This window comes from Pantoea sp. EABMAA-21 (assembly GCF_030053335.1).
Taxonomy (GTDB): domain Bacteria; phylum Pseudomonadota; class Gammaproteobacteria; order Enterobacterales; family Enterobacteriaceae; genus Pantoea; species Pantoea communis.
Genome location: NZ_JASGBX010000029.1, coordinates 1 through 19,936 on the forward strand (window position 1 = coordinate 1; position 19,936 = coordinate 19,936).

20 protein-coding genes, 1 tRNA gene and 1 other annotated feature are annotated in these 19,936 nt (G+C 51.7%); of the genes, 15 read left to right on the forward strand and 6 right to left on the reverse strand.

Annotated elements, in window-relative coordinates:
• The first annotated feature begins 134 nt into the window (after positions 1-134).
• The 5 genes from QMZ65_RS24555 (at position 135) to luxS (ending at position 3,738) form a co-directional block, all read left to right on the forward strand.
• A tRNA-Arg gene (locus tag QMZ65_RS24555) sits at positions 135-211 on the forward strand.
• A 233-nt stretch (positions 212-444) separates the two neighbouring features.
• Positions 445-1,011 (forward strand): fructose-1-phosphate/6-phosphogluconate phosphatase, encoded by a 567-nt coding sequence (gene yqaB, locus QMZ65_RS24560; RefSeq protein ID WP_058962329.1) that lies wholly within the window; start codon positions 445-447, stop codon positions 1,009-1,011.
• A complete protein-coding gene (locus tag QMZ65_RS24565; RefSeq protein WP_058962330.1) occupies positions 1,008-1,436 on the forward strand; it encodes a YqaA family protein in 429 nt (142 codons plus the stop codon). Before yqaB ends, QMZ65_RS24565 begins: the two co-directional genes overlap by 4 nt.
• 31 nt (positions 1,437-1,467) lie before the next feature.
• Positions 1,468-3,072, forward strand: coding sequence for a glutamate--cysteine ligase (gene gshA, locus QMZ65_RS24570; RefSeq protein ID WP_097117949.1), 1,605 nt, complete (start codon positions 1,468-1,470; stop codon positions 3,070-3,072).
• A 150-nt stretch (positions 3,073-3,222) separates the two neighbouring features.
• Complete coding sequence (gene luxS, locus QMZ65_RS24575) at positions 3,223-3,738, forward strand: S-ribosylhomocysteine lyase (protein ID WP_034822217.1); 516 nt, start codon at positions 3,223-3,225, stop codon at positions 3,736-3,738.
• A gap of 55 nt (positions 3,739-3,793) precedes the next feature.
• Here luxS and QMZ65_RS24580 read toward each other — a convergent pair whose 3' ends face one another.
• Positions 3,794-5,080, reverse strand: coding sequence for an HlyC/CorC family transporter (locus QMZ65_RS24580; RefSeq protein WP_045816444.1), 1,287 nt, complete (start codon positions 5,078-5,080; stop codon positions 3,794-3,796).
• A gap of 13 nt (positions 5,081-5,093) precedes the next feature.
• Positions 5,094-5,888, reverse strand: a complete 795-nt coding sequence (locus QMZ65_RS24585; RefSeq protein WP_038645240.1) for a cytochrome C assembly family protein — start codon at positions 5,886-5,888, stop codon at positions 5,094-5,096.
• Between the two features lie 166 nt (positions 5,889-6,054).
• On the opposite strand from QMZ65_RS24585, the gene ffh reads away from it, so the two are divergent.
• From ffh to tyrA, 7 genes are all read left to right on the forward strand, one after another.
• A complete protein-coding gene (ffh, locus tag QMZ65_RS24590; protein ID WP_034822223.1) occupies positions 6,055-7,416 on the forward strand; it encodes a signal recognition particle protein in 1,362 nt (453 codons plus the stop codon).
• Positions 7,417-7,558: 142 nt separating this feature from the next.
• Positions 7,559-7,807 (forward strand): 30S ribosomal protein S16, encoded by a 249-nt coding sequence (gene rpsP / locus QMZ65_RS24595; RefSeq protein WP_007893313.1) that lies wholly within the window; start codon positions 7,559-7,561, stop codon positions 7,805-7,807.
• A gap of 18 nt (positions 7,808-7,825) precedes the next feature.
• Complete coding sequence (gene rimM / locus QMZ65_RS24600) at positions 7,826-8,374, forward strand: ribosome maturation factor RimM (RefSeq protein WP_034822227.1); 549 nt, start codon at positions 7,826-7,828, stop codon at positions 8,372-8,374.
• A 35-nt stretch (positions 8,375-8,409) separates the two neighbouring features.
• Positions 8,410-9,174 (forward strand): tRNA (guanosine(37)-N1)-methyltransferase TrmD, encoded by a 765-nt coding sequence (gene trmD / locus QMZ65_RS24605; RefSeq protein WP_200578826.1) that lies wholly within the window; start codon positions 8,410-8,412, stop codon positions 9,172-9,174.
• Between the two features lie 43 nt (positions 9,175-9,217).
• Positions 9,218-9,568, forward strand: coding sequence for a 50S ribosomal protein L19 (gene rplS / locus QMZ65_RS24610; protein WP_034822234.1), 351 nt, complete (start codon positions 9,218-9,220; stop codon positions 9,566-9,568).
• Positions 9,569-10,041: 473 nt separating this feature from the next.
• The gene (locus tag QMZ65_RS24615; protein ID WP_034822238.1) at positions 10,042-11,121 is read left to right on the forward strand and encodes a 3-deoxy-7-phosphoheptulonate synthase; all 1,080 of its coding nucleotides are present in this window, start codon (positions 10,042-10,044) and stop codon (positions 11,119-11,121) included.
• Between the two features lie 6 nt (positions 11,122-11,127).
• Positions 11,128-12,249 carry a bifunctional chorismate mutase/prephenate dehydrogenase gene (gene tyrA / locus QMZ65_RS24620; protein WP_058962335.1) on the forward strand — a complete coding sequence of 374 codons (1,122 nt, stop codon included), beginning with the start codon at positions 11,128-11,130 and terminating at the stop codon, positions 12,247-12,249.
• 33 nt (positions 12,250-12,282) lie between these two features.
• Here the strand turns inward: tyrA and pheA are convergent, their stop codons facing one another.
• From pheA to bamD, 4 genes are all read right to left on the reverse strand, one after another.
• Complete coding sequence (gene pheA / locus QMZ65_RS24625; RefSeq protein WP_038645247.1) at positions 12,283-13,446, reverse strand: bifunctional chorismate mutase/prephenate dehydratase; 1,164 nt, start codon at positions 13,444-13,446, stop codon at positions 12,283-12,285.
• Positions 13,447-13,468: 22 nt separating this feature from the next.
• Positions 13,469-13,593 (reverse strand) — a sequence feature (Phe leader region).
• Positions 13,545-13,592: a pheA operon leader peptide PheL gene (pheL, locus tag QMZ65_RS24630; protein ID WP_100703679.1), complete on the reverse strand. Its 48-nt coding sequence runs from the start codon at positions 13,590-13,592 to the stop codon at positions 13,545-13,547. It overlaps the preceding feature by 48 nt.
• A gap of 97 nt (positions 13,594-13,690) precedes the next feature.
• A complete protein-coding gene (gene raiA / locus QMZ65_RS24635) occupies positions 13,691-14,017 on the reverse strand; it encodes a ribosome-associated translation inhibitor RaiA (protein ID WP_034822244.1) in 327 nt (108 codons plus the stop codon).
• Positions 14,018-14,283: 266 nt separating this feature from the next.
• Complete coding sequence (bamD, locus tag QMZ65_RS24640) at positions 14,284-15,024, reverse strand: outer membrane protein assembly factor BamD (RefSeq protein ID WP_034822246.1); 741 nt, start codon at positions 15,022-15,024, stop codon at positions 14,284-14,286.
• Positions 15,025-15,154: 130 nt separating this feature from the next.
• On the opposite strand from bamD, the gene rluD reads away from it, so the two are divergent.
• The 3 genes from rluD to clpB all read left to right on the forward strand — a co-directional run bounded on the left by rluD (position 15,155) and on the right by clpB (position 19,555).
• A complete protein-coding gene (rluD, locus tag QMZ65_RS24645) occupies positions 15,155-16,135 on the forward strand; it encodes a 23S rRNA pseudouridine(1911/1915/1917) synthase RluD (protein ID WP_034822248.1) in 981 nt (326 codons plus the stop codon).
• Complete coding sequence (gene yfiH / locus QMZ65_RS24650) at positions 16,132-16,857, forward strand: purine nucleoside phosphorylase YfiH (RefSeq protein WP_034822250.1); 726 nt, start codon at positions 16,132-16,134, stop codon at positions 16,855-16,857. The genes rluD and yfiH overlap by 4 nt, the downstream gene beginning before the upstream one ends.
• Before the next feature lie 124 nt (positions 16,858-16,981).
• Complete coding sequence (gene clpB, locus QMZ65_RS24655; protein ID WP_211729253.1) at positions 16,982-19,555, forward strand: ATP-dependent chaperone ClpB; 2,574 nt, start codon at positions 16,982-16,984, stop codon at positions 19,553-19,555.
• The last annotated feature ends 381 nt before the right edge of the window (positions 19,556-19,936 follow it).

Consider the following 19,936-nt stretch of genomic DNA (forward strand, 5'->3'; position numbering starts at 1 on the left):
CATCCATAGCTCAGCTGGATAGAGTACTCGGCTACGAACCGAGCGGTCGGAGGTTCGAATCCTCCTGGATGCACCATTCTTCGTATCATTCCCAGGTTGATTGCAGTAAGTCCATCGTAAGAAAATCTCTCAATGCATCCATAGCTCAGCTGGATAGAGTACTCGGCTACGAACCGAGCGGTCGGAGGTTCGAATCCTCCTGGATGCACCATCTCCTGTTCGAAACAATCAACGCCCGCTTTCTGAATTTACTTCTCATTTTTCTTCATCACGCAAAAATCACTTATATAACCGCCATTTATCCCGGGTATCGCTACCTGACCTTTTTCCGAAAACAAAAATAGCTAATGCTTTCAAAGCATTTGCTGTTAAGCACACCTGGCGACAACCTAAGCGCATTACGCTAAAGTAATGGCTCATTTTGTGGTGCTCGATGGAGTGACAATGTACGACCAATATGACGCCCTGATTTTCGATATGGACGGCACAATCCTGGATACTGAGCCGACACATCGAAAAGCCTGGCAGCAGGTGCTGAGCCGTTACGGTTTCACCATGGATGAGAAAAAAATGGTGAGTTTTAATGGCGCGCCCACCTGGCAGCTGGCGCAGTACATTCTTGAGCAGAACAACGCTGAGCATGACCCTCATTTGCTGGCCGCAGAGAAAACCGAAGCGCTCAAGGCGATGTTGCTGGATGATGTACGCCCTTTACCGTTAATGGACGTGGTAAAAGCGTATCACGGTCGTCGTCCCATGGCGGTGGGTACTGGCAGTGAACACAGCCTGGCAAAGGCCCTGCTAGAAGCCTTGGGTGTTTATCATCTGTTTGATGCCGTTGTCGGCGCGGATGATGTGCAGCGCCATAAACCCCAACCCGATACCTTTTTACGCTGCGCCGAGTTAATGGGCGTGGCACCTGAACGCTGTGTGGTATTTGAAGATGCTGACTTTGGTGTTCAGGCGGCGCGAGCCGCGGGCATGGATGTGGTTGATGTCCGTTTACTGTGAATGAAATTCTGACCTATGGATCGTTATTCGGCAGTAGCTTTCTGAGTGCCACCCTGCTTCCAGGAAGTTCAGAGGCTGTGCTGATTGCTTTGCTGATCGCCCAACAGGGTTCGATCTATGGATTGTTATTGGCCGCATCAGTGGGAAACACGCTGGGTGGCCTGACCAACATTATTCTCGGTCGCCTCATGCCGCCAAAAGGGCAGGGGCGATGGCATGACACAGCAATGACGTGGTTACATCGATTGGGTCCTGCAGCGCTGCTTTTAAGCTGGCTGCCGGTAGTGGGCGACCTGCTTTGCGTGCTTGCAGGCTGGTTGCGCTTTGCCTGGCTGCCCTCGGTGCTGTTCCTCGCCATCGGTAAAACGCTGCGTTATATCGTTATCGCGACCGCCACATTACAAACAATGCAATGGTGGCATTGATTCGCACAGATTCGAGGCTACGGTTAACATTATGCTGAACAAAAATAAATTATTCGCACAGCGGGAGGTTAATGTGATCCCGGACGTATCAAAAGCGCTTTCCTGGTTGGAAGCGCATCCCGACGCGTTAAAGGGTATCGGCCGTGGCATTGAACGCGAGACTTTGCGCGTCAATCCGAATGGTCACCTGGCAACGACCGGACATCCTGAATCCCTGGGTTCGGCGCTCAAGCACAGTTGGATTACCACCGATTTTGCCGAAACGCTGCTGGAGTTCATTACACCTGTCGATCAAAGCATTGATCGGTCACTGGCCTTCCTGCGTGATATACATCGCCACACTGCGCGAGAGTTAGGTCAGGAACGCATGTGGCCGTTCAGTATGCCGGGTTATGTTGAAGATGTTGATAGCATTGAGCTGGCGCAATATGGCAGCTCTAATATCGGCAAGATGAAAACCCTCTATCGGCAGGGACTGAAAAATCGCTACAGCGCACTGATGCAGATTATCTCAGGTGTGCATTATAACTTCTCGCTGCCACTGTCGTTCTGGCAGGAGTGGGCAGATGTAAAAGATGCGGAAAGCGGAAAAGAGACCATTTCTGCTGGATATCTGCGTCTGATCCGCAACTATTATCGTTTTGGTTGGGTGATCCCTTATCTGTTCGGTGCATCTCCAGCGATCTCTTCATCGTTCCTGCAGGGACGTGAAAGCAAATTACCCTTTGAAACGGACGGCAAGGGGACGTTGTGGCTGCCGTATGCCACCTCGCTGCGCCTCAGTGATTTGGGCTACACCAATAAGTCGCAGAGCGGTTTGGGCATCACCTTCAACTCGCTCGACGGTTACGTTGCTGCGCTGAAAGCAGCGATTAAAACGCCGTCAGAAGAGTATGCGGCCATGGGCACCAAAGATGCCGACGGCAACTGGCTGCAGCTGAACACCAACGTGTTACAGATTGAGAACGAACTGTACGCACCTATTCGTCCAAAACGTGTGACACGTTCGGGTGAAGCGCCTTCGGATGCGTTGTTACGCGGCGGTATCGAGTACATTGAAGTGCGTTCTCTGGATATCAACCCGTTCTCTGCCATTGGCGTGGATGCTAACCAGGCGCGTTTCCTCGACCTGTTCCTGATCTGGTGTACCCTGGCGGATGCGCCTGAGATGAGTTCTGACGAGCTGTTATGCAGCCGTAAAAACTGGAACCGCGTGGTCATGGAAGGACGTAAGCCGGGCCAGGTGATTGGTGTAGGTTGTAGCGATACAGAACATCCGCTGGTAGATGTAGGTAAAGCCCTGTTTGCCGATCTGCGTCGTGTTGCCGAGGTGCTCGACAGCAATTATGGCAGCACGCAATATCAACAGGTTTGCGATCAACTGGTGGCATCGTTTGATGATCCTGAGCTAACCTATTCAGCGCGTATTCTGCATGCCATCAAAGAAAATGGCTTAACCGGCGCAGGTGTGGCACTGGCTGAACAGTATCGCCATCTGCTGTGTGAAGAGCCGTTAGAGATTTTGACCGAAGATGACTTCAGTCGTCAGGCGTTGGAATCGGTACAGGCGCAGGAAAAGCTGGAACAGAGTGATACGCTGGATTTCGAAAGTTATCTGGCAGGTCGCGAAGGCTAAAAAAGAAAATGGCCACATCATTGTGGCCAAAATTAACATCTCTGTTGTCAGGGATGATGATAACAAATGCGCGTCTTTCATATATTCAGACGTTGGGCGAACGGAAAAGTTTCATCGTTTTAAAAAAAATCTCAAAACAGGAGGTGACGTATGCCACTACTGGATAGTTTTACTGTTGATCACACCATCATGGGCGCACCCGCTGTGCGCGTTGCAAAAACCATGAATACTCCGCATGGCGATACCATCACCGTTTTTGACCTGCGTTTCTGCCGTCCGAATATCGATATTCTGACTGAGCGCGGCATCCATACGCTGGAGCACCTGTTCGCTGGCTTTATGCGTAATCACCTCAATGGTGATGGCGTGGAAATCGTTGATATCTCGCCAATGGGCTGCCGCACCGGCTTCTACATGAGCTTGATTGGTGAACCAGACGAGCAGCGTGTAGCGAAAGCGTGGAAAGGGGCGATGGAAGATGTTCTGAAAGTGAAAGAACAGAGCCAGATCCCGGAACTGAATGAATACCAGTGTGGTAGCTACAAGCTACACTCACTCGACGAAGCGCAGCAGATTGCGCGTAACGTGTTGGCGCATGAGATTGGCGTGAACCGTAACGAAGATCTGAAACTGCCGGCTGAGAAGCTGAAAGAGCTGCACATCTAGTGCCTGTCTGAGCAGAAATGAAAACGCCGCGATGTTCGCGGCGTTTTTTTTGGCTTTAGGAACCGATGGAGGATTTCAGCGGATGATGCGGGGTAATGCGCACCTGCTTCACCATGTTGTCTTGCACGTCGAGGATATCCACATCGTACTTCCCGATTTTCACGCGTGTATCGACCAGCGGAATCTCTTCCAGCGCTTCCAGCAGCATGCCATTGATGGTGCGTGCTTCGTCTTCGGGTAACGTCCAGTTAAAGGCTTTATTGATTTCACGCACGTTGGCGCTGCCTTCAATCAGCACTGAGCCATCATTCTGCGGCATCACTTCTTCCGCCAGGGAAGGAGACATGGACGTCGTAAAATCGCCAACAATCTCTTCCAGAATGTCTTCAATGGTCACCAGCCCTTTGATGTCACCATATTCATCAACCACTAAGCCGACTTTCTTCTTATTACGCTGGAATTTCACCAGCTGGACGTTCAGCGGTGTACCTTCCGGCACATAGTAAATTTCATCAGCGGCACGCAGCAGGCGATCTTTGTTGAACTCTTTCTTCTCGGTCATCATGCGCCAGGCTTCACGCACGCGCAGCATGCCAACCGAATCATCCAGCGAATCGCGGAACAGCACGATCCGGCCATGCGGGGAATTACTCAGTTGGCGAACAATCGATTTCCAGTCGTCGTTGACGTTAATGCCGACAATTTCATTGCGTGGCACCATGATGTCATCAACGCTGACCTTTTCCAGGTCCAGCACCGACAGCAGCATGTCCTGATTACGACGAGACATCAGTGAGCGGGACTCATAGACAATGGTACGCAACTCTTCCTTACTTAGGGCTGAACTGATGGAGCCTTCCGTTTTGATACCAACCATGCGCATCAGAATGCGGGTAATGGTGTTGAGCAGCCAGACCAAAGGCAGCATCACATACTGCAGCGGCGCCAGCAGCACACTGCTGGGATAGGCGACTTTTTCGGGGTAAAGCGCTGCAATGGTTTTCGGCAGCACTTCAGCAAACACCAGCACCACAAAAGTCAGGATCCCGGTGGCAATTGCCACACCCGCATCGCCGTAAAGACGCATACCGACAATGGTACCCAATGCGGAGGCCAGGATATTCACGAGGTTGTTGCCTATCAGCACCAGGCTGATTAAGCGATCAGGACGGCGTAAAAGTTTTTCGACACGACGAGCCGCGCGATTACCGCTTTTGGCTTTGTGGCGCAATTTATAACGATTGAGCGTCATCATGCCGGTCTCTGAACCGGAGAAGTACGCAGAGACCAGCACCATGATGACCAGCGTAACGATCAGCGTGGTGGTTGAAACATGTTCCAACGCAAAAATTCCTTTAGTGAGAAGTGAGCAGGTGCTGAAGCACGCGACTGCCGAAGTAGGCCATGGTCAGCAGCAGTGCACCACCGCAGTTAAACCAGACGACGCGGCGTCCGCGCCAGCCCTCATGATAGTGTCCCCAGAGCAGAACGATATAAACAAACCAGGCAAGAATGGACAGCACCGCTTTATCGACATTCTCCGCGCTAAACAGGTTATGCATGAAGAACAGACCGGTACACAGCACCAGCGTCAACAGCACTACACCAATTTGCGTGATATGAAACATCTTACGCTCAATACTCAGCAGCGGCGGCATATCCTGGGTGAAAGCCAGTTTCTTATTTTTCAACTGGTAATCAATCCATGCCAGCTGCAGCGCATACAGTGCCGCGATAATCAGCGTAGCGTAGGCAAACAGCGACAGGCCGATATGGATCATCATGCCCGGCGTGGTTTCGAGATGGGTAATAAAGGCATTCGGCACAAAGGTGGCGAAGGCGAGGTTAATCAAGGCAAAGCCGTAGACAATCGGCAACAGTAACCAACCGCGATTGCGCGATGCAACGATGGTCATGATCGCGCAGATCAGCAAACTCACCAGCGAACCGATATTTAGCAGGCTGAGGTTTTGTCCGTTATCGACGGCAAAAATGCGTTGTTGCAGTGCAACCGCATGGGCGATCAACGCGACGCAAGCAGAAAGTACGGCAAAACGACGCCAGCCACCGTTGCGTTTCAGTAGGCTGGGGATGATCAATGCAAGACTGAGGGAGTAGGCGAACAGCGCCACGATCGCGAAAACGAACATAGATCCTTTCAGGTGTCGGTCAGATAAGGAAAAAGCCAGTATAGCGCCAGCTGCATCAGGCTCCAAACGATCTGAAGGTCAATTGCAGAGATCGCTGTGGCTTCGTGCTATAATCCGCCGCATTGTGCCGCCCGGGCGGCCTCGCTACGGTCCTAAGTGAGAGAGCATGTTTGATAATTTAACCGATCGTTTGTCGCAATCCCTGCGCAATATCAGCGGCCGCGGAAGGCTGACCGAAGACAACATTAAAGACACCTTGCGTGAAGTGCGCATGGCATTGCTGGAAGCGGACGTTGCGCTGCCGGTCGTGCGTGAGTTCATCAACCGCGTGAAAGAAGCGGCGGTAGGTCAGGATGTAAACAAAAGCCTGACGCCTGGCCAGGAATTTATCAAAATTGTTCGCAACGAGCTGGTTGCGGCAATGGGTGCAGAAAATAATGCGCTCAATCTGAACGCACAGCCGCCGGCTGTGGTGTTGATGGCGGGCCTGCAGGGTGCGGGTAAAACCACGAGCGTGGCGAAGCTGGGTAAGTTCCTGCGCGAGAAGCATAAGAAGAAAGTGCTGGTGGTTTCTGCCGACGTTTATCGCCCGGCGGCGATTAAACAGCTGGAAACACTGGCGCAGCAGGTTGGCGTGGACTTCTGTCCTTCCGATCTGAGCCAAAAGCCTGTCGACATCGTTAAGAACGCCCTGAAAGAAGCGAAGCTGCAATTCTACGACGTGCTGCTGGTGGATACCGCCGGTCGTCTGCACGTTGATGAAGCGATGATGGACGAGATCAAACAGGTACACGCCGCGATCAATCCGGTGGAAACCTTGTTTGTGGTTGATGCCATGACCGGTCAGGATGCGGCAAACACGGCAAAAGCCTTCAATGAAGCGCTGCCACTGACGGGCGTGATTCTGACGAAAGTGGATGGTGATGCGCGCGGTGGTGCAGCGCTGTCTATTCGTCATATTACCGGCAAGCCGATTAAATTCATGGGTATGGGTGAGAAGACGGAAGCACTGGAAGCGTTCTATCCAGACCGTATCGCCTCACGCATCCTCGGCATGGGCGACGTACTGTCGCTGATCGAAGATATCGAGAGCAAAGTTGACCGCGAACAGGCGGAGAAGCTGGCGAAGAAACTCAAAACCGGTGATGGCTTCGATCTCAACGACTTCCTCGATCAGCTGAAGCAGATGCGCAACATGGGCGGCATGGCCAGCCTGATGGGTAAGCTGCCGGGCATGGGGCAGTTGCCAGACAACGTGAAATCGCAGATGGATGACAAAGTGCTGGTGCGTATGGAGGCGATCATCAATTCGATGACCACCAAAGAGCGTCAGAAACCGGAAATCATCAAGGGCTCACGCAAGCGCCGTATTGCCACCGGTTCAGGTATGCAGGTGCAGGACGTTAACCGTTTATTGAAACAGTTCGACGACATGCAGCGCATGATGAAGAAAATGAAGAAGGGTGGCATGGCCAAAATGATGCGTGGCATGAAAGGTATGATGCCGCCCGGATTCCCCGGTCGCTAAGGCGAGCGGCACACAGCCAGAAAATTAACACGCTCAGGTTGCTTTTTTCGCCAAAATGAGTAAAATTTTCGGGCTTTTTATATTGCGCTCGGGTTCCATCCCTCGATGGAGCCCGAGCGCTTTATTAACTAATGAGGATGTTATGGTTACAATTCGTTTGGCACGTCACGGCGCGAAAAAGCGTCCGTTCTATCAGGTCGTCGTTACTGACAGCCGCAATGCGCGTAATGGTCGTTTCATCGAGCGCGTAGGTTTCTTCAACCCGATCGCTTCTGGTCAGGCTGAAGGTCTGCGTCTGGATCTGGACCGTATTGAGCACTGGGTTGGCCAGGGCGCAACGCTTTCTGATCGCGTTAACGCGCTGATCAAAGAAGCAAAAAAAGCAGCTTAATCTGTCACGGTGGTTAGCATGAGCATTAAACCTGCCGCACAGCCTCTCGTTAACCCAATTGTATTGGGGAAAATGGGGGCCGCTTACGGCATTCGAGGTTGGCTCAAAGTGTTTTCCTCCACTGAAGACGCTGAAAGCATCTTCGACTACCAACCCTGGTTCATCCAGCGTGCCGGTAAATGGCAGCAGGTCGAACTGGAAGGTTGGAAGCACCACAATCAGGACCTGATCATCAAAGTCAAAGGCATTGACGATCGGGACGCTGCGGCACAGTTAACCAATTGCGAAATTACGGTTGATTCTGCTCAGCTGCCAGCGCTGGAAGAGGGTGATTACTACTGGAAAGACCTTATGGGTTGCAAAGTGGTAAACCTCGACGGTTACGAAATGGGCAAAGTCATTGATTTGATGGAAACCGGTTCGAACGACGTTCTCGTTGTTAAGGCAAACCTGAAAGATGCATTCGGTGCGCAAGAGCGGTTAATCCCGTTTCTTGATGAACAGGTTATCAAGAAAGTCGATCTCTCTACTGGCACGATTGAAGTAGATTGGGATCCTGGTTTTTGATCTCCGGACAATCCGGTAACGTAACGGCGAACGCGATGTGGATTGGTGTTATTAGCCTGTTTCCAGAGATGTTTCGCGCTATTACCGAGTACGGGGTAACTGGCCGGGCAGTAAAAAATGGCCTGCTCAACATTCAAAGCTGGAGTCCTCGTGACTTCGCGCACGACCGGCACCGTACCGTGGATGAACGTCCTTACGGCGGCGGACCGGGAATGTTGATGATGGTGCAACCCTTACGGGATGCAATCCACGCAGCGAAAGCGGCGGCGGGAGAAGGTGCTAAGGTGATTTATCTTTCACCTCAGGGTCGCAAACTGGACCAACAGGGCGTTTGCGAACTGGCGACCAACCAGAAGTTGATTCTGGTGTGTGGTCGTTATGAAGGGATTGATGAGCGCGTGATTCATACTGAGATTGATGAAGAATGGTCAATCGGTGATTACGTACTCAGTGGTGGTGAGCTACCAGCCATGACGTTGATTGATTCAGTCGCCCGGTTTATCCCCGGCGTATTGGGCAAGCAGGCGTCAGCCGATGAGGATTCGTTCTCGGATGGTTTACTGGATTGCCCGCACTACACCCGACCTGAAGTGTTAGAAGGGATGGAGGTTCCGCCAGTCTTACTGTCGGGCAACCATGCCGATATTCGCCGCTGGCGCCTGAAACAGTCGCTAGGCCGTACCTGGCTAAGAAGACCTGAACTTCTGGAAAACCTGGCTCTGACTGAAGAGCAAGCACGGTTGCTAAATGAGTTCCAACGGGAACATCAGCAGCAACAAAACCATCAGGTGGAAGAGTAATCTTCCCTGACTATCAGTTTACCCAGGATATAGAGATTTAATTATGAGCAACATTATCAAGCAACTTGAACAAGAGCAGATGAAGCAGGACGTACCTTCATTCCGTCCGGGTGATTCCGTGGAAGTGAAAGTATGGGTCGTTGAAGGTTCTAAGAAACGTCTGCAGGCATTCGAGGGCGTGGTTATCGCTATTCGTAACCGCGGTCTGCACTCTGCATTCACTGTTCGTAAGATTTCAAACGGCGAAGGCGTTGAGCGTGTCTTCCAGACTCACTCTCCGGTAATTGACAGCATTTCTGTCAAACGTCGTGGTGCTGTACGTAAAGCCAAACTGTACTACCTGCGTGAGCGCACCGGTAAGTCAGCTCGTATCAAAGAGCGTCTGGGCGCGTAAGCGACATCCCAAAGTTAATAGCAAACAAGGGGTTGGCCTAAGGGCCAGCCCCTTTTTTTATGGGCGCTTTCTAAGGAGCATCGCGATACAAGGTTTCTGTCTGGTCAGTCGATAGCAAATGGGGTAGCGATAAGACATTTGAAACTGTTCAAAATCGCGGCGATGCAAAAGATGCCAGATGGATCCGGGAATATCATTGTTAGCCTGTATTGAGTGACGCTTTCAGAAAAGGGTAGAAGTTAAAAATTACAGGTGTAATGCAATGTTTACATATAGATGGATCGGGTTGTTGCTTGTTTGTGATTTATCTTAATGTTTTTAATGTGTTTTTATTATATTCCTCGGTGCATTTGAATGGGTTGGTAATAAAAGTGTACAGGTGTGGATTGCATCCATTACAGGCTGTGGTAGAGTAAGCGCCATCCTCAGTGAGGATCCCAAACCGCATACACGAGTTAAAAAGGATCGCCATCATGCAGAAAGACGCGCTGAACAATGTGCATATCGCCGACGAACAAATTTTAATCACCCCGCAAGAGCTGAAAGCGAAGTTCCCGCTCACTGCGGCGCAGGAAGCGCAGATTGCTGCTTCTCGCCAGACCATTGCCGATATTATTGCTGGCCGCGATCCGCGCCTGCTGGTGGTCTGTGGTCCTTGTTCAATTCACGATACCGAAGCCGCACTGGAATATGCTCGTCAGCTGCAAACTCTCTCTGCACAGTTGAAGGATCAGCTGTATATCGTTATGCGCGTTTATTTTGAAAAACCCCGTACCACCGTTGGCTGGAAGGGGCTGATCAACGATCCTTACATGAACAACTCATTTGATATGGAAGCCGGGCTGCACATTGCGCGTCAGCTGCTGGTGAACCTGGTGGAAATGGGCCTGCCGCTGGCCACTGAAGCGCTGGATCCTAATAGTCCACAATACCTCGGCGATCTGTTCAGCTGGTCTGCGATTGGTGCCCGTACTACCGAGTCACAAACACACCGCGAGATGGCTTCTGGTTTATCAATGCCTGTCGGCTTCAAAAACGGCACTGATGGCAGCCTGGGCACCGCAATCAACGCCATGCGCGCTGCAGCGATGCCACACCGTTTTGTCGGCATCAATCAGGCGGGACAGGTTTGCCTGTTACAGACTCAGGGCAACCCGGATGGCCACGTAATCCTGCGTGGTGGTAAAGCGCCTAACTACGGTCCTGAAGATGTTGCGCAGTGTGAAAAAGAGATGCTGAAAGCGGGACTGCGTCCGGCCTTAATGATAGATTGCAGCCATGGTAATTCTAATAAAGACTACCGCCGCCAGCCTGGTGTAGCCGAATCGGCTATTGCGCAGATTAAAGATGGAAATCGTTCCATTATTGGCCTGATGCTGGAAAGCAATATTCACGAAGGCAATCAGTCTTCTGAGCAGCCACGTAGCGAAATGAAATACGGTGTTTCCGTCACGGATGCCTGTATCAACTGGGAAACCACGGAAACCTTGCTGCGTGAAATCCATCAGGATCTGCAGGGAGTGCTGTCGGCACGTCTGTCACACGAGGAATAAAGAGTCATGGTGGCTGAACTGACCGCGCTACGCGATCAAATTGATGAAGTCGATAAAGCCCTGCTTGGGCTATTAGCCAAACGCCTTGAGCTGGTAGCTGAAGTAGGTGAGGTCAAAAGCCGTTATGGTTTGCCGATTTATGTGCCAGAACGTGAAGCCAGCATGTTGGCTTCACGCCGTCAGGAAGCCGAGGCGCTCGGCGTTTCGCCAGATCTGATTGAGGATGTCTTACGTCGCCTGATGCGTGAATCTTATGCGCATGAAAACGACAAAGGCTTCAAAACGCTCTGCCCAACGCTGCGCCCGGTGGTGATTGTTGGTGGGCGTGGCCAGATGGGGCGCTTGTTTGAAAAGATGCTCAATCTGTCAGGTTACCAGGTCCGTATTCTGGACAAGGGCGATTGGGATCGTTCTGAAGAGCTGCTCAAAGATGCGGGCATGGTCATCATTAGTGTGCCCATTCATCTGACCGAGCAGATCATCGCCGAATTACCAACACTGCCGGAAGACTGCATCCTGGTGGATTTGGCATCGGTGAAGAACCGTCCACTGCAGGCGATGCTGGCGGCGCATACTGGCCCGGTGCTGGGCTTGCATCCGATGTTTGGTCCGGATAGCGGTAGCCTGGCGAAGCAGGTGGTGGTGTGGTGTGATGGTCGTCAGCCAGAAGCCTATCAGTGGTTCCTGGAGCAGATTCAGGTTTGGGGCGCGCGTTTACATCGCATCAGCGCGGTCGAGCATGACCAGAACATGGCCTTTATCCAGGCGCTGCGTCACTTTGCCACTTTTGCCTATGGTTTGCATTTAGCGGAAGAGAACGTCAACCTTGATCAACTGTTGGCGCTGTCCTCACCGATTTATCGCCTGGAACTGGCGATGGTTGGTCGACTGTTTGCTCAGGACCCGCAGCTTTACGCAGACATCATCATGTCTTCGGAGAGTAATCTGGCGCTGATTAAGCGTTATTACCAGCGCTTTGGTGATGCGATTAAATTGCTGGAGCAGGGCGATAAACAGGCGTTCATCAAGAGCTTTGAAGGTGTGGCGCACTGGTTTGGCGATTACGCTCAACGCTTCCTGGTAGAGAGCCGAAGCATGTTGCGTTCGGCTAACGATAGCCGGCAATAAAAGAGAAGGCATCCGCAAGGATGCCTTTTTCATTTACAGTCGCGGTTCCACCGGAACAACATTTTCACCCGGATAGCAGCCGAGTACTTTCAGAGATCGCGTCAAATCACGCAGCTCTTTCAACGCCAGCTGCATGTTCTCCGATTGCAGATTGCCCTGCACATCAATGTAAAACATCTCTTCCCATGGGTTGCCGTTAATTGGGCGGTTTTCTAGTTTGCTCATGATCAGATTGTGATTACGCAGCACCAGCAGAGCCTCAACCAGTGCACCAGCTTGCTGACCGGTAGCCATAATCAATGTGGTTTTGGCTGGTACCTGGCCAGAAACTTCAATCGGCTTACGTGCCAGCACAATGAAGCGGGTATGGTTTTGTTGCTGGTTAGCTAAATTCCGTTCTAACACCTGCAGACCATACAGCTCACCGCCCGCTTCACTGCCCAGAGCCGCCACTTTTGGTGAATTCATCGCCGCGACCTTTTCCATTGCCGCTGCGGTGCTCTCGGTATATTCGATTTTCCATTGTGGGAAACGATTGATGAACTGGCTGCACTGCTGGAATGGCTGAGGATGGCTATAAACCGTTTCAATTTGCTGTAAGTCGGTATTGCCGTTGACCAGCACACAGTGTTCGATTGGGATGGTCAGCTCGCCAACGATGGAGAGCGTGGTTTGCTGCAGCAGGTCATAGACGTCGTTAATCGAGCCTGAGCTGGTATTTTCGATTGGCATCACGGCGTAATCGGCCTGGCCACTCTCCACCTGATGAATGATGTCATGGAATTTTAGGCAGCCCATCTCAACCATGGAATCAAAATGACGTGTGGCGTATTTACGCGCCGCGAGGTGAGAGTACGAACCCTTAGGACCCAGAAATGCGATGCGCGGCGCGTGTGCGTGCGGATGGTTTAAGTTTTTCTGCAGCAGCGCTTGCTGAGTCAGTACCGAATCTTCAATCACCAGTTGGAACAGACGAGTAATGTAGTGCGCATCAAGCTGGTGCTTTTTGCCGAGTGAGATCAGGTTTTCCAGCAGTGCGCGTTCACGCTCAACATCGCGAATCGGGCGATGGGTCGCGAGCTTTGCTTGCGCCACCTCAACCGCCAGCGAACGGCGTTCAGATAACAGCGTTAACAGCTTTTCATCAACGGCGCTGATCTTATCGCGTAATGCCAGCAGCGGATTTTCGGGATTCATAGGGCTCACCTGTAAAATGTCCAATAAAAAAGCCTCCCGTTTGGGAGGCTTTGTTGTTCGTCTTCGCATTCATTTTCACACGACGAATCACCTCCCAATCAGGGGAAGGTAAAAAAGAATGCGAAGAAGAACGGTAGATGTTTCATGTGTGATTCCAGCAATAAAGTGGATTGAGAGTAACCGCAGTGATTTAAAGCTGTCAATAAAAAACGCGCCCGCAGGCGCGTTACTGGAAAAGGTCTATTTATCCCGCAGGGGTGAAATCTTTCATACTGCTGGTTGCGCGGCGCGCTTCAGGTTTGTGCTGCGCCTTATTCAGTTGTCGCTCCAGCTTGGCAATCAGATCGTTGATAGCCGTGTACATATCTTCGTGTTTCGCGCTGGCAACCAGCGTGCCGTTCGGTGTGTTAATGGTGGCATCAGCCACGAATTCTTTCGGCTCTTTCGATAACACGATGTGCGGATTTATCAGGTGAGTTTGCCACTTTTCCAGCTTGGCGAGACGGTCTTCGACATGGTTGCGGATAGCCGCAGTGATTTCCATTTGTTTGCTGGTAATGTTCAGAATCATAGTTAAACCTCTCTGTCATTTCCGTCTGGGTAGGACCAGCATACCGCGTAAATCAGGAAAAAGTGTGATCTATATCACATTGAAATGTCACTTTTTGTCAATGCCAGTGAATTGTGAGAAAGGCTCATAAAATCGCGGAAAATGCTTGAAGGGCAGGGATGAAAAGAGCAAGATTGATGAGTTAACCGCAGCGGATAATCAGCAATCTGGCTGAATTTTCGGCAAAAAAAGCAGCCATTAAGGCTGCTTTTTTATTGGTAGTAAAATCAGGACTGATTATTTGTCGCGATGATCTTCGCTACCTTGTCCGCTTCTGCGGTTAACTGCAGCTGGCGGTAGGCATTTTCCATCAGCGGCAGCGCTTTGTGCGTCGCTTCGGTATCCGGGAAATCTTTCATCATCCCTTCAACACGGTTAACAACGGCGACATAGGCCCCGCGCTTGGTATAGAATTGCGCCACCGAGAGTTCATACTTCGCCAGACGCTCTTTCAGGTAGGCTAAACGTTTCTGCGCATCCTCAGCATACTGGCTGTTCGGATAGCTGCGCAGCAACTGTGAGAAGTCACGGAAAGCATCACGAGCGTGCGTCGGATCACGATCTGAACGATCGATACCGAAGAAGCCCTGCAGTGCAGAGTCATCCAACGCCATATCCGTCAGGCCTTTCATGTAGATGACGTAATCGATGTTTGGATGAGTCGGATTCAGGCGCATAAAGCGAGCGATAGCGGCTTGCGCCAGTGGCAGATCGGCATTTTTGTAATACGCGTAGATTAAATCCAGCTGTACTTGCTGCGAATAAGGGCCAAACGGGTAGCGGTTATCCAGTGCTTCCAGTTGCTTAATCGCCGCTTTAAAGTTACCGTCCTGCAGCTTTTGCTGGGCTGTAGCGTAAATTTCAGATGGCGGGCTGTCCGGAACGGGATCCGATGAGCCGGAACAACCCACCAGAGCCAGGCTCAGGCTCAATGTGGCAGCAGCCACCAGATGTTTCATACGCGTCATGACGAAATGATTATCCTCAAAGTGTTGTAGCGGAAGCTGTCCGTATAGCTCCCGGTTATGACCTGGTACGATAGCACATTATATTAAACGGCATCGCCGTGAAAACCCAACGTTAACGAAGAAGCTGTATATGGCACAACAAGTTCAACTCACCGCAACGGTGTCCGAAGCACAGCTTGGACAACGCTTAGATCAGACTTTGGCGGAATTGTTCCCTGATTATTCACGTTCCCGCATAAAAGAATGGATCCTTGAGCGTCGCGTCAGCGTCAACGGCACCATCATCGATAAACCGAAAGAGAAAGTTTTCGGCGGTGAGCAGGTGTCTATCGATGCTGAAATCGAAGAAGCGCAGCGCTGGGAAGCGCAAAACATTCCCCTGAACATCGTTTATGAAGACGATGATATTCTGGTCATCAACAAACCGCGTGGCCTGGTGGTGCATCCTGGGGCAGGTAATCCGGATGGTACGGTCCTGAATGCGCTGCTTTATCATTACCCACCAATTGCCGACGTCCCGCGTGCTGGGATCGTCCATCGTCTTGATAAAGACACAACCGGTTTGATGGTGGTGGCGAAGACCGTTCCCGCTCAGACGCATCTGGTGGAAACGCTGCAGTTGCGCGAGATTACCCGTGAATATGAAGCGGTTGCGATTGGCACCATGACGGCAGGCGGCACGGTTAATGAGCCGATGGCGCGCCACTCCACCAAACGCACCCACATGGCGGTACACCCTATGGGTAAACCCGCGACCACGCATTATCGCATCATGGAGCATTTCCGTGCTCATACGCGTCTGCGTCTGCGTCTGGAAACGGGTCGTACTCACCAGATTCGTGTGCACATGGCGCATATCAACCATCCATTAGTGGGTGATCCGCTGTACGGCGGTCGTCCGCGTCCGCCTAAAGGTGCATCAGATGCGTTCATCGCCGCGCTGCGCGGTTTTGACCGTCAGGCGCTGCATGCCACCATGCTGCGTCTCTACCATCCCATCACCGGCATTGAGATGGAATGGCATGCGCCGTTGCCGCAAGACATGGTCGATCTGATTGACGCGCTGAAAGCCGATACCCATGAGTTCCGCGATCAAATGGATTGGCTATGAGTGAGTGGATCATTCCTGACTGGCCTGCACCGCAGCGCGTTCAGGCATGTTCCACCTTGCGACATGGCGGTGTTAGCACTGCCCCCTGGGATTCGCTGAATCTTGGGGCGCACGTTGGCGATGCTGAAACGCATGTCTTGCAAAATCGTCAGCATTTGAAAGATAAACTGCTGCCCGCCATGCCGCAGTGGCTTAATCAGGTGCATGGGCAGGACGTTGTGCGTTTGCCTGCGGACGAGTTATTACCCAATGCAGATGCGGCCATCACCCGCGAATCCGGTGTAGTCTGCGCCATCATGACGGCGGATTGCTTGCCGGTGTTGTTTTGCAGTGATGATGGCAGTGAAGTGGCCGCTGCTCACGCTGGCTGGCGTGGTCTGTGTAACGGCGTGCTGGAACAGACGCTGCAACAGTTTCGCTCACCAGCCCGTGAGATCCACGCCTGGCTTGGACCCGCTATCGGCCCGCAGGCATTTGAAGTCGGTGCTGAGGTGCGTGAAGCCTTTTTGGCGCACGATGTACAAGCCGATGCGGCTTTTCGCCCGGTTGGTGACAAATTTTTTGCGAATATCTGGCAGCTAGCGCGTCAGCGACTTCAGGCCGCTGGAGTGCATTCTATCAGTGGTTCACAGCGTTGCACTTTCACCGAAGCCAATGATTTTTTCTCCTACCGACGAGATGGAATCACCGGGCGTATGGCAACTTTGATTTGGCTGAGATAATCTTACGCCGCAAGACGATCCAGTAGCGTATTTTTTGTTCGCAACACAGGTCATTAACCTTGAAATATTTGAGGGATGACCTCATTTAATCTCCAGTAGCATTTTGACCTGTATTGGAGGAATCATGCGTCTGGATCGTCTTACTAATAAATTCCAGTTGGCCCTTGCCGATGCTCAGTCCCTTGCTCTGGGACACGACAATCAATTTATCGAACCCCTTCACTTGATGAGCGCTTTGCTCAATCAGGAAGGCGGATCGGTGCGTCCGTTGCTTAGCGCAGCAGGTGCCGATGTGGCTGGTCTGCGTACCAGCATCGAACAAGCTATCAACCGACTGCCGCAGGTAGAAGGTACGGATGGCGATGTACAGCCTTCAGCCGATCTCATTCGGGTCCTGAACCTGTGCGACAAACTCGCGCAAAAGCGCGGCGACAACTTTATATCATCTGAATTATTTGTTCTGGCGGCCCTCGACTCTCGTGGTTCGCTGGCGGACCTATTGAAGTCCGCTGGTGCAACCACCGAAAAACTCACTAAGGCCATCGAGCAATTGCGGGGAGGAGAGAACGTGAACGATCAAGGGGCTGAAGATCAGCGCCAGGCTTTAAAAAAATACACCATCGATCTGACCGAGCGCGCCGAGCTTGGCAAGTTAGATCCGGTGATTGGTCGTGATGAAGAGATTCGTCGTACCATTCAGGTATTGCAGCGCCGTACCAAAAACAACCCGGTATTAATTGGGGAACCCGGCGTAGGTAAAACTGCGATTGCCGAAGGGTTAGCGCAGCGCATTATCAATGGTGAAGTGCCAGAAGGATTGAAAGGTCGCCGCGTGTTGGCCCTGGACATGGGTTCGCTGGTGGCGGGTGCTAAATATCGTGGTGAGTTCGAAGAGCGCCTGAAAGGTGTGCTGAGCGATCTGGCAAAACAGGAAGGCAACGTCATTCTGTTTATCGACGAGTTGCATACCATGGTTGGCGCGGGTAAAGCCGATGGCGCCATGGATGCCGGTAACATGTTGAAACCTGCATTAGCGCGTGGTGAGTTGCACTGCGTGGGTGCTACCACGCTGAATGAGTATCGCCAGTTCATTGAGAAAGATGCGGCGCTGGAGCGTCGTTTCCAGAAAGTCTTTGTGGCTGAACCGAGCGTGGAAGACACCATTGCTATTCTGCGTGGCCTGAAAGAGCGCTATGAGTTACACCACCATGTGCAGATTACTGACCCGGCGATTGTGGCAGCGGCCACGTTGTCGCACCGCTATATCTCCGATCGCCAGTTGCCAGATAAGGCAATTGACCTGATTGACGAGGCAGCATCGAGCATTCGTTTGCAGATGGACTCGAAACCGGAGTCGCTTGATCGTCTGGAACGCCGCATCATCCAGTTAAAGCTGGAACAACAGGCACTGAAGAAAGAGTCGGACGATGCCAGTATCAAACGTCTGGAGATGCTGGAAACGGAACTCGATCAGAAAGAGCGTGAATACGCTGAGCTGGAAGAAGAGTGGAAAGCGGAAAAAGCCTCTCTGACGGGGACGCAGAACATTAAGGCGGAACTGGAGCAAGCTCGCCTGGCGATGGAACAGGCGCGACGCACTGGTGATCTGGGCCAAATGTCCGAACTGCAGTACGGTAAAATTCCGGAGCTGGAAAAGCAGCTCACTATTGCCACGCAGTCAGAAGGCAAAACCATGAAATTGTTACGTAACCGCGTAACAGATGTGGAAATTGCTGATGTGCTGGCACGCTGGACCGGCATTCCAGTAGCACGAATGATGGAAGGTGAGCGCGAGAAACTGTTGCGGATGGAGCAAGAGCTGCATGCGCGTGTGATTGGCCAGAACGAGGCGGTTGATGCGGTATCGAATGCGATTCGCCGTAGTCGTGCGGGTCTGTCCGATCCTAATCGTCCAATTGGCTCGTTCCTGTTTCTTGGGCCAACCGGTGTGGGTAAAACCGAGTTGAGTAAAGCGCTGGCTAACTTCTTGTTCGACAGCGATGACGCCATAGTGCGTATTGATATGTCAGAGTTTATGGAAAAACACTCGGTATCGCGTTTAGTCGGTGCACCTCCGGGCTACGTGGGTTATGAAGAGGGCGGTTATTTGACAGAAGCAGTACGTCGTCGCCCTTATTCCGTGATTCTGCTGGATGAAGTCGAAAAGGCTCATCCGGATGTCTTCAACATCTTGTTGCAGGTACTGGATGATGGGCGCTTGACCGATGGGCAGGGACGTACGGTCGATTTCCGTAATACCGTGGTCATTATGACCTCTAACCTTGGGTCTGACCTGATCCAGGAACGTTTCGGTGCGTTGGACTATCCGGAAATGAAAGATATGGTGATGACGGTGGTAGGTTCGCATTTCCGCCCAGAGTTCATTAACCGTATTGATGAGGTGGTGGTGTTCCATCCGCTTGGCGAGCAGCATATTGCTTCTATCGCGCAGATTCAGCTGCAGCGGTTGTACAAACGTCTGGATGAACGTGGCTACCAATTGCATATCACGGATGCAGCGCTGAAGCTGTTGGGTGAAAATGGATATGATCCGGTATACGGTGCACGTCCATTGAAACGCGCTATTCAGCAGCAAATTGAAAACCCACTGGCGCAGAAGATTCTTTCTGGTGCTTTTGTTCCGGGTAAAACCATTGAAATGGATGTTAAAGATGATGTCATCGTCGCACATCAGTGATGAGATTTGACGTAAACGGGCCTTCGGGCCCGTTTTTTTGCCCGATTGATGCCAATTCGTTGCTAATTTCAGCGCATTGGCCGAAAAGTGAGCGGTCGTGCAAAAACTTTAAATTAACGCTTGTCAGTCCATCAGAAATCCCTATACTGCGCCACCACTGAGACGGCAAAGCGGCAACGCAGACGGCTCAGCAGGGAGTGAAGAAATTCATCCCGCCGGAGAAAAACGCTGAAAAAAGTGTTTGACTCTGAAGGAGGAAAGCGTAATATACGCCACCTCGCAACAGCAGCTTAAGGCGCTGATTGCACCGCTCTTTAACAATTTATCAGACAATCTGTGTGGGCACTCGCAGGATTGATATCAGCGTCTCCGGACGTAAAA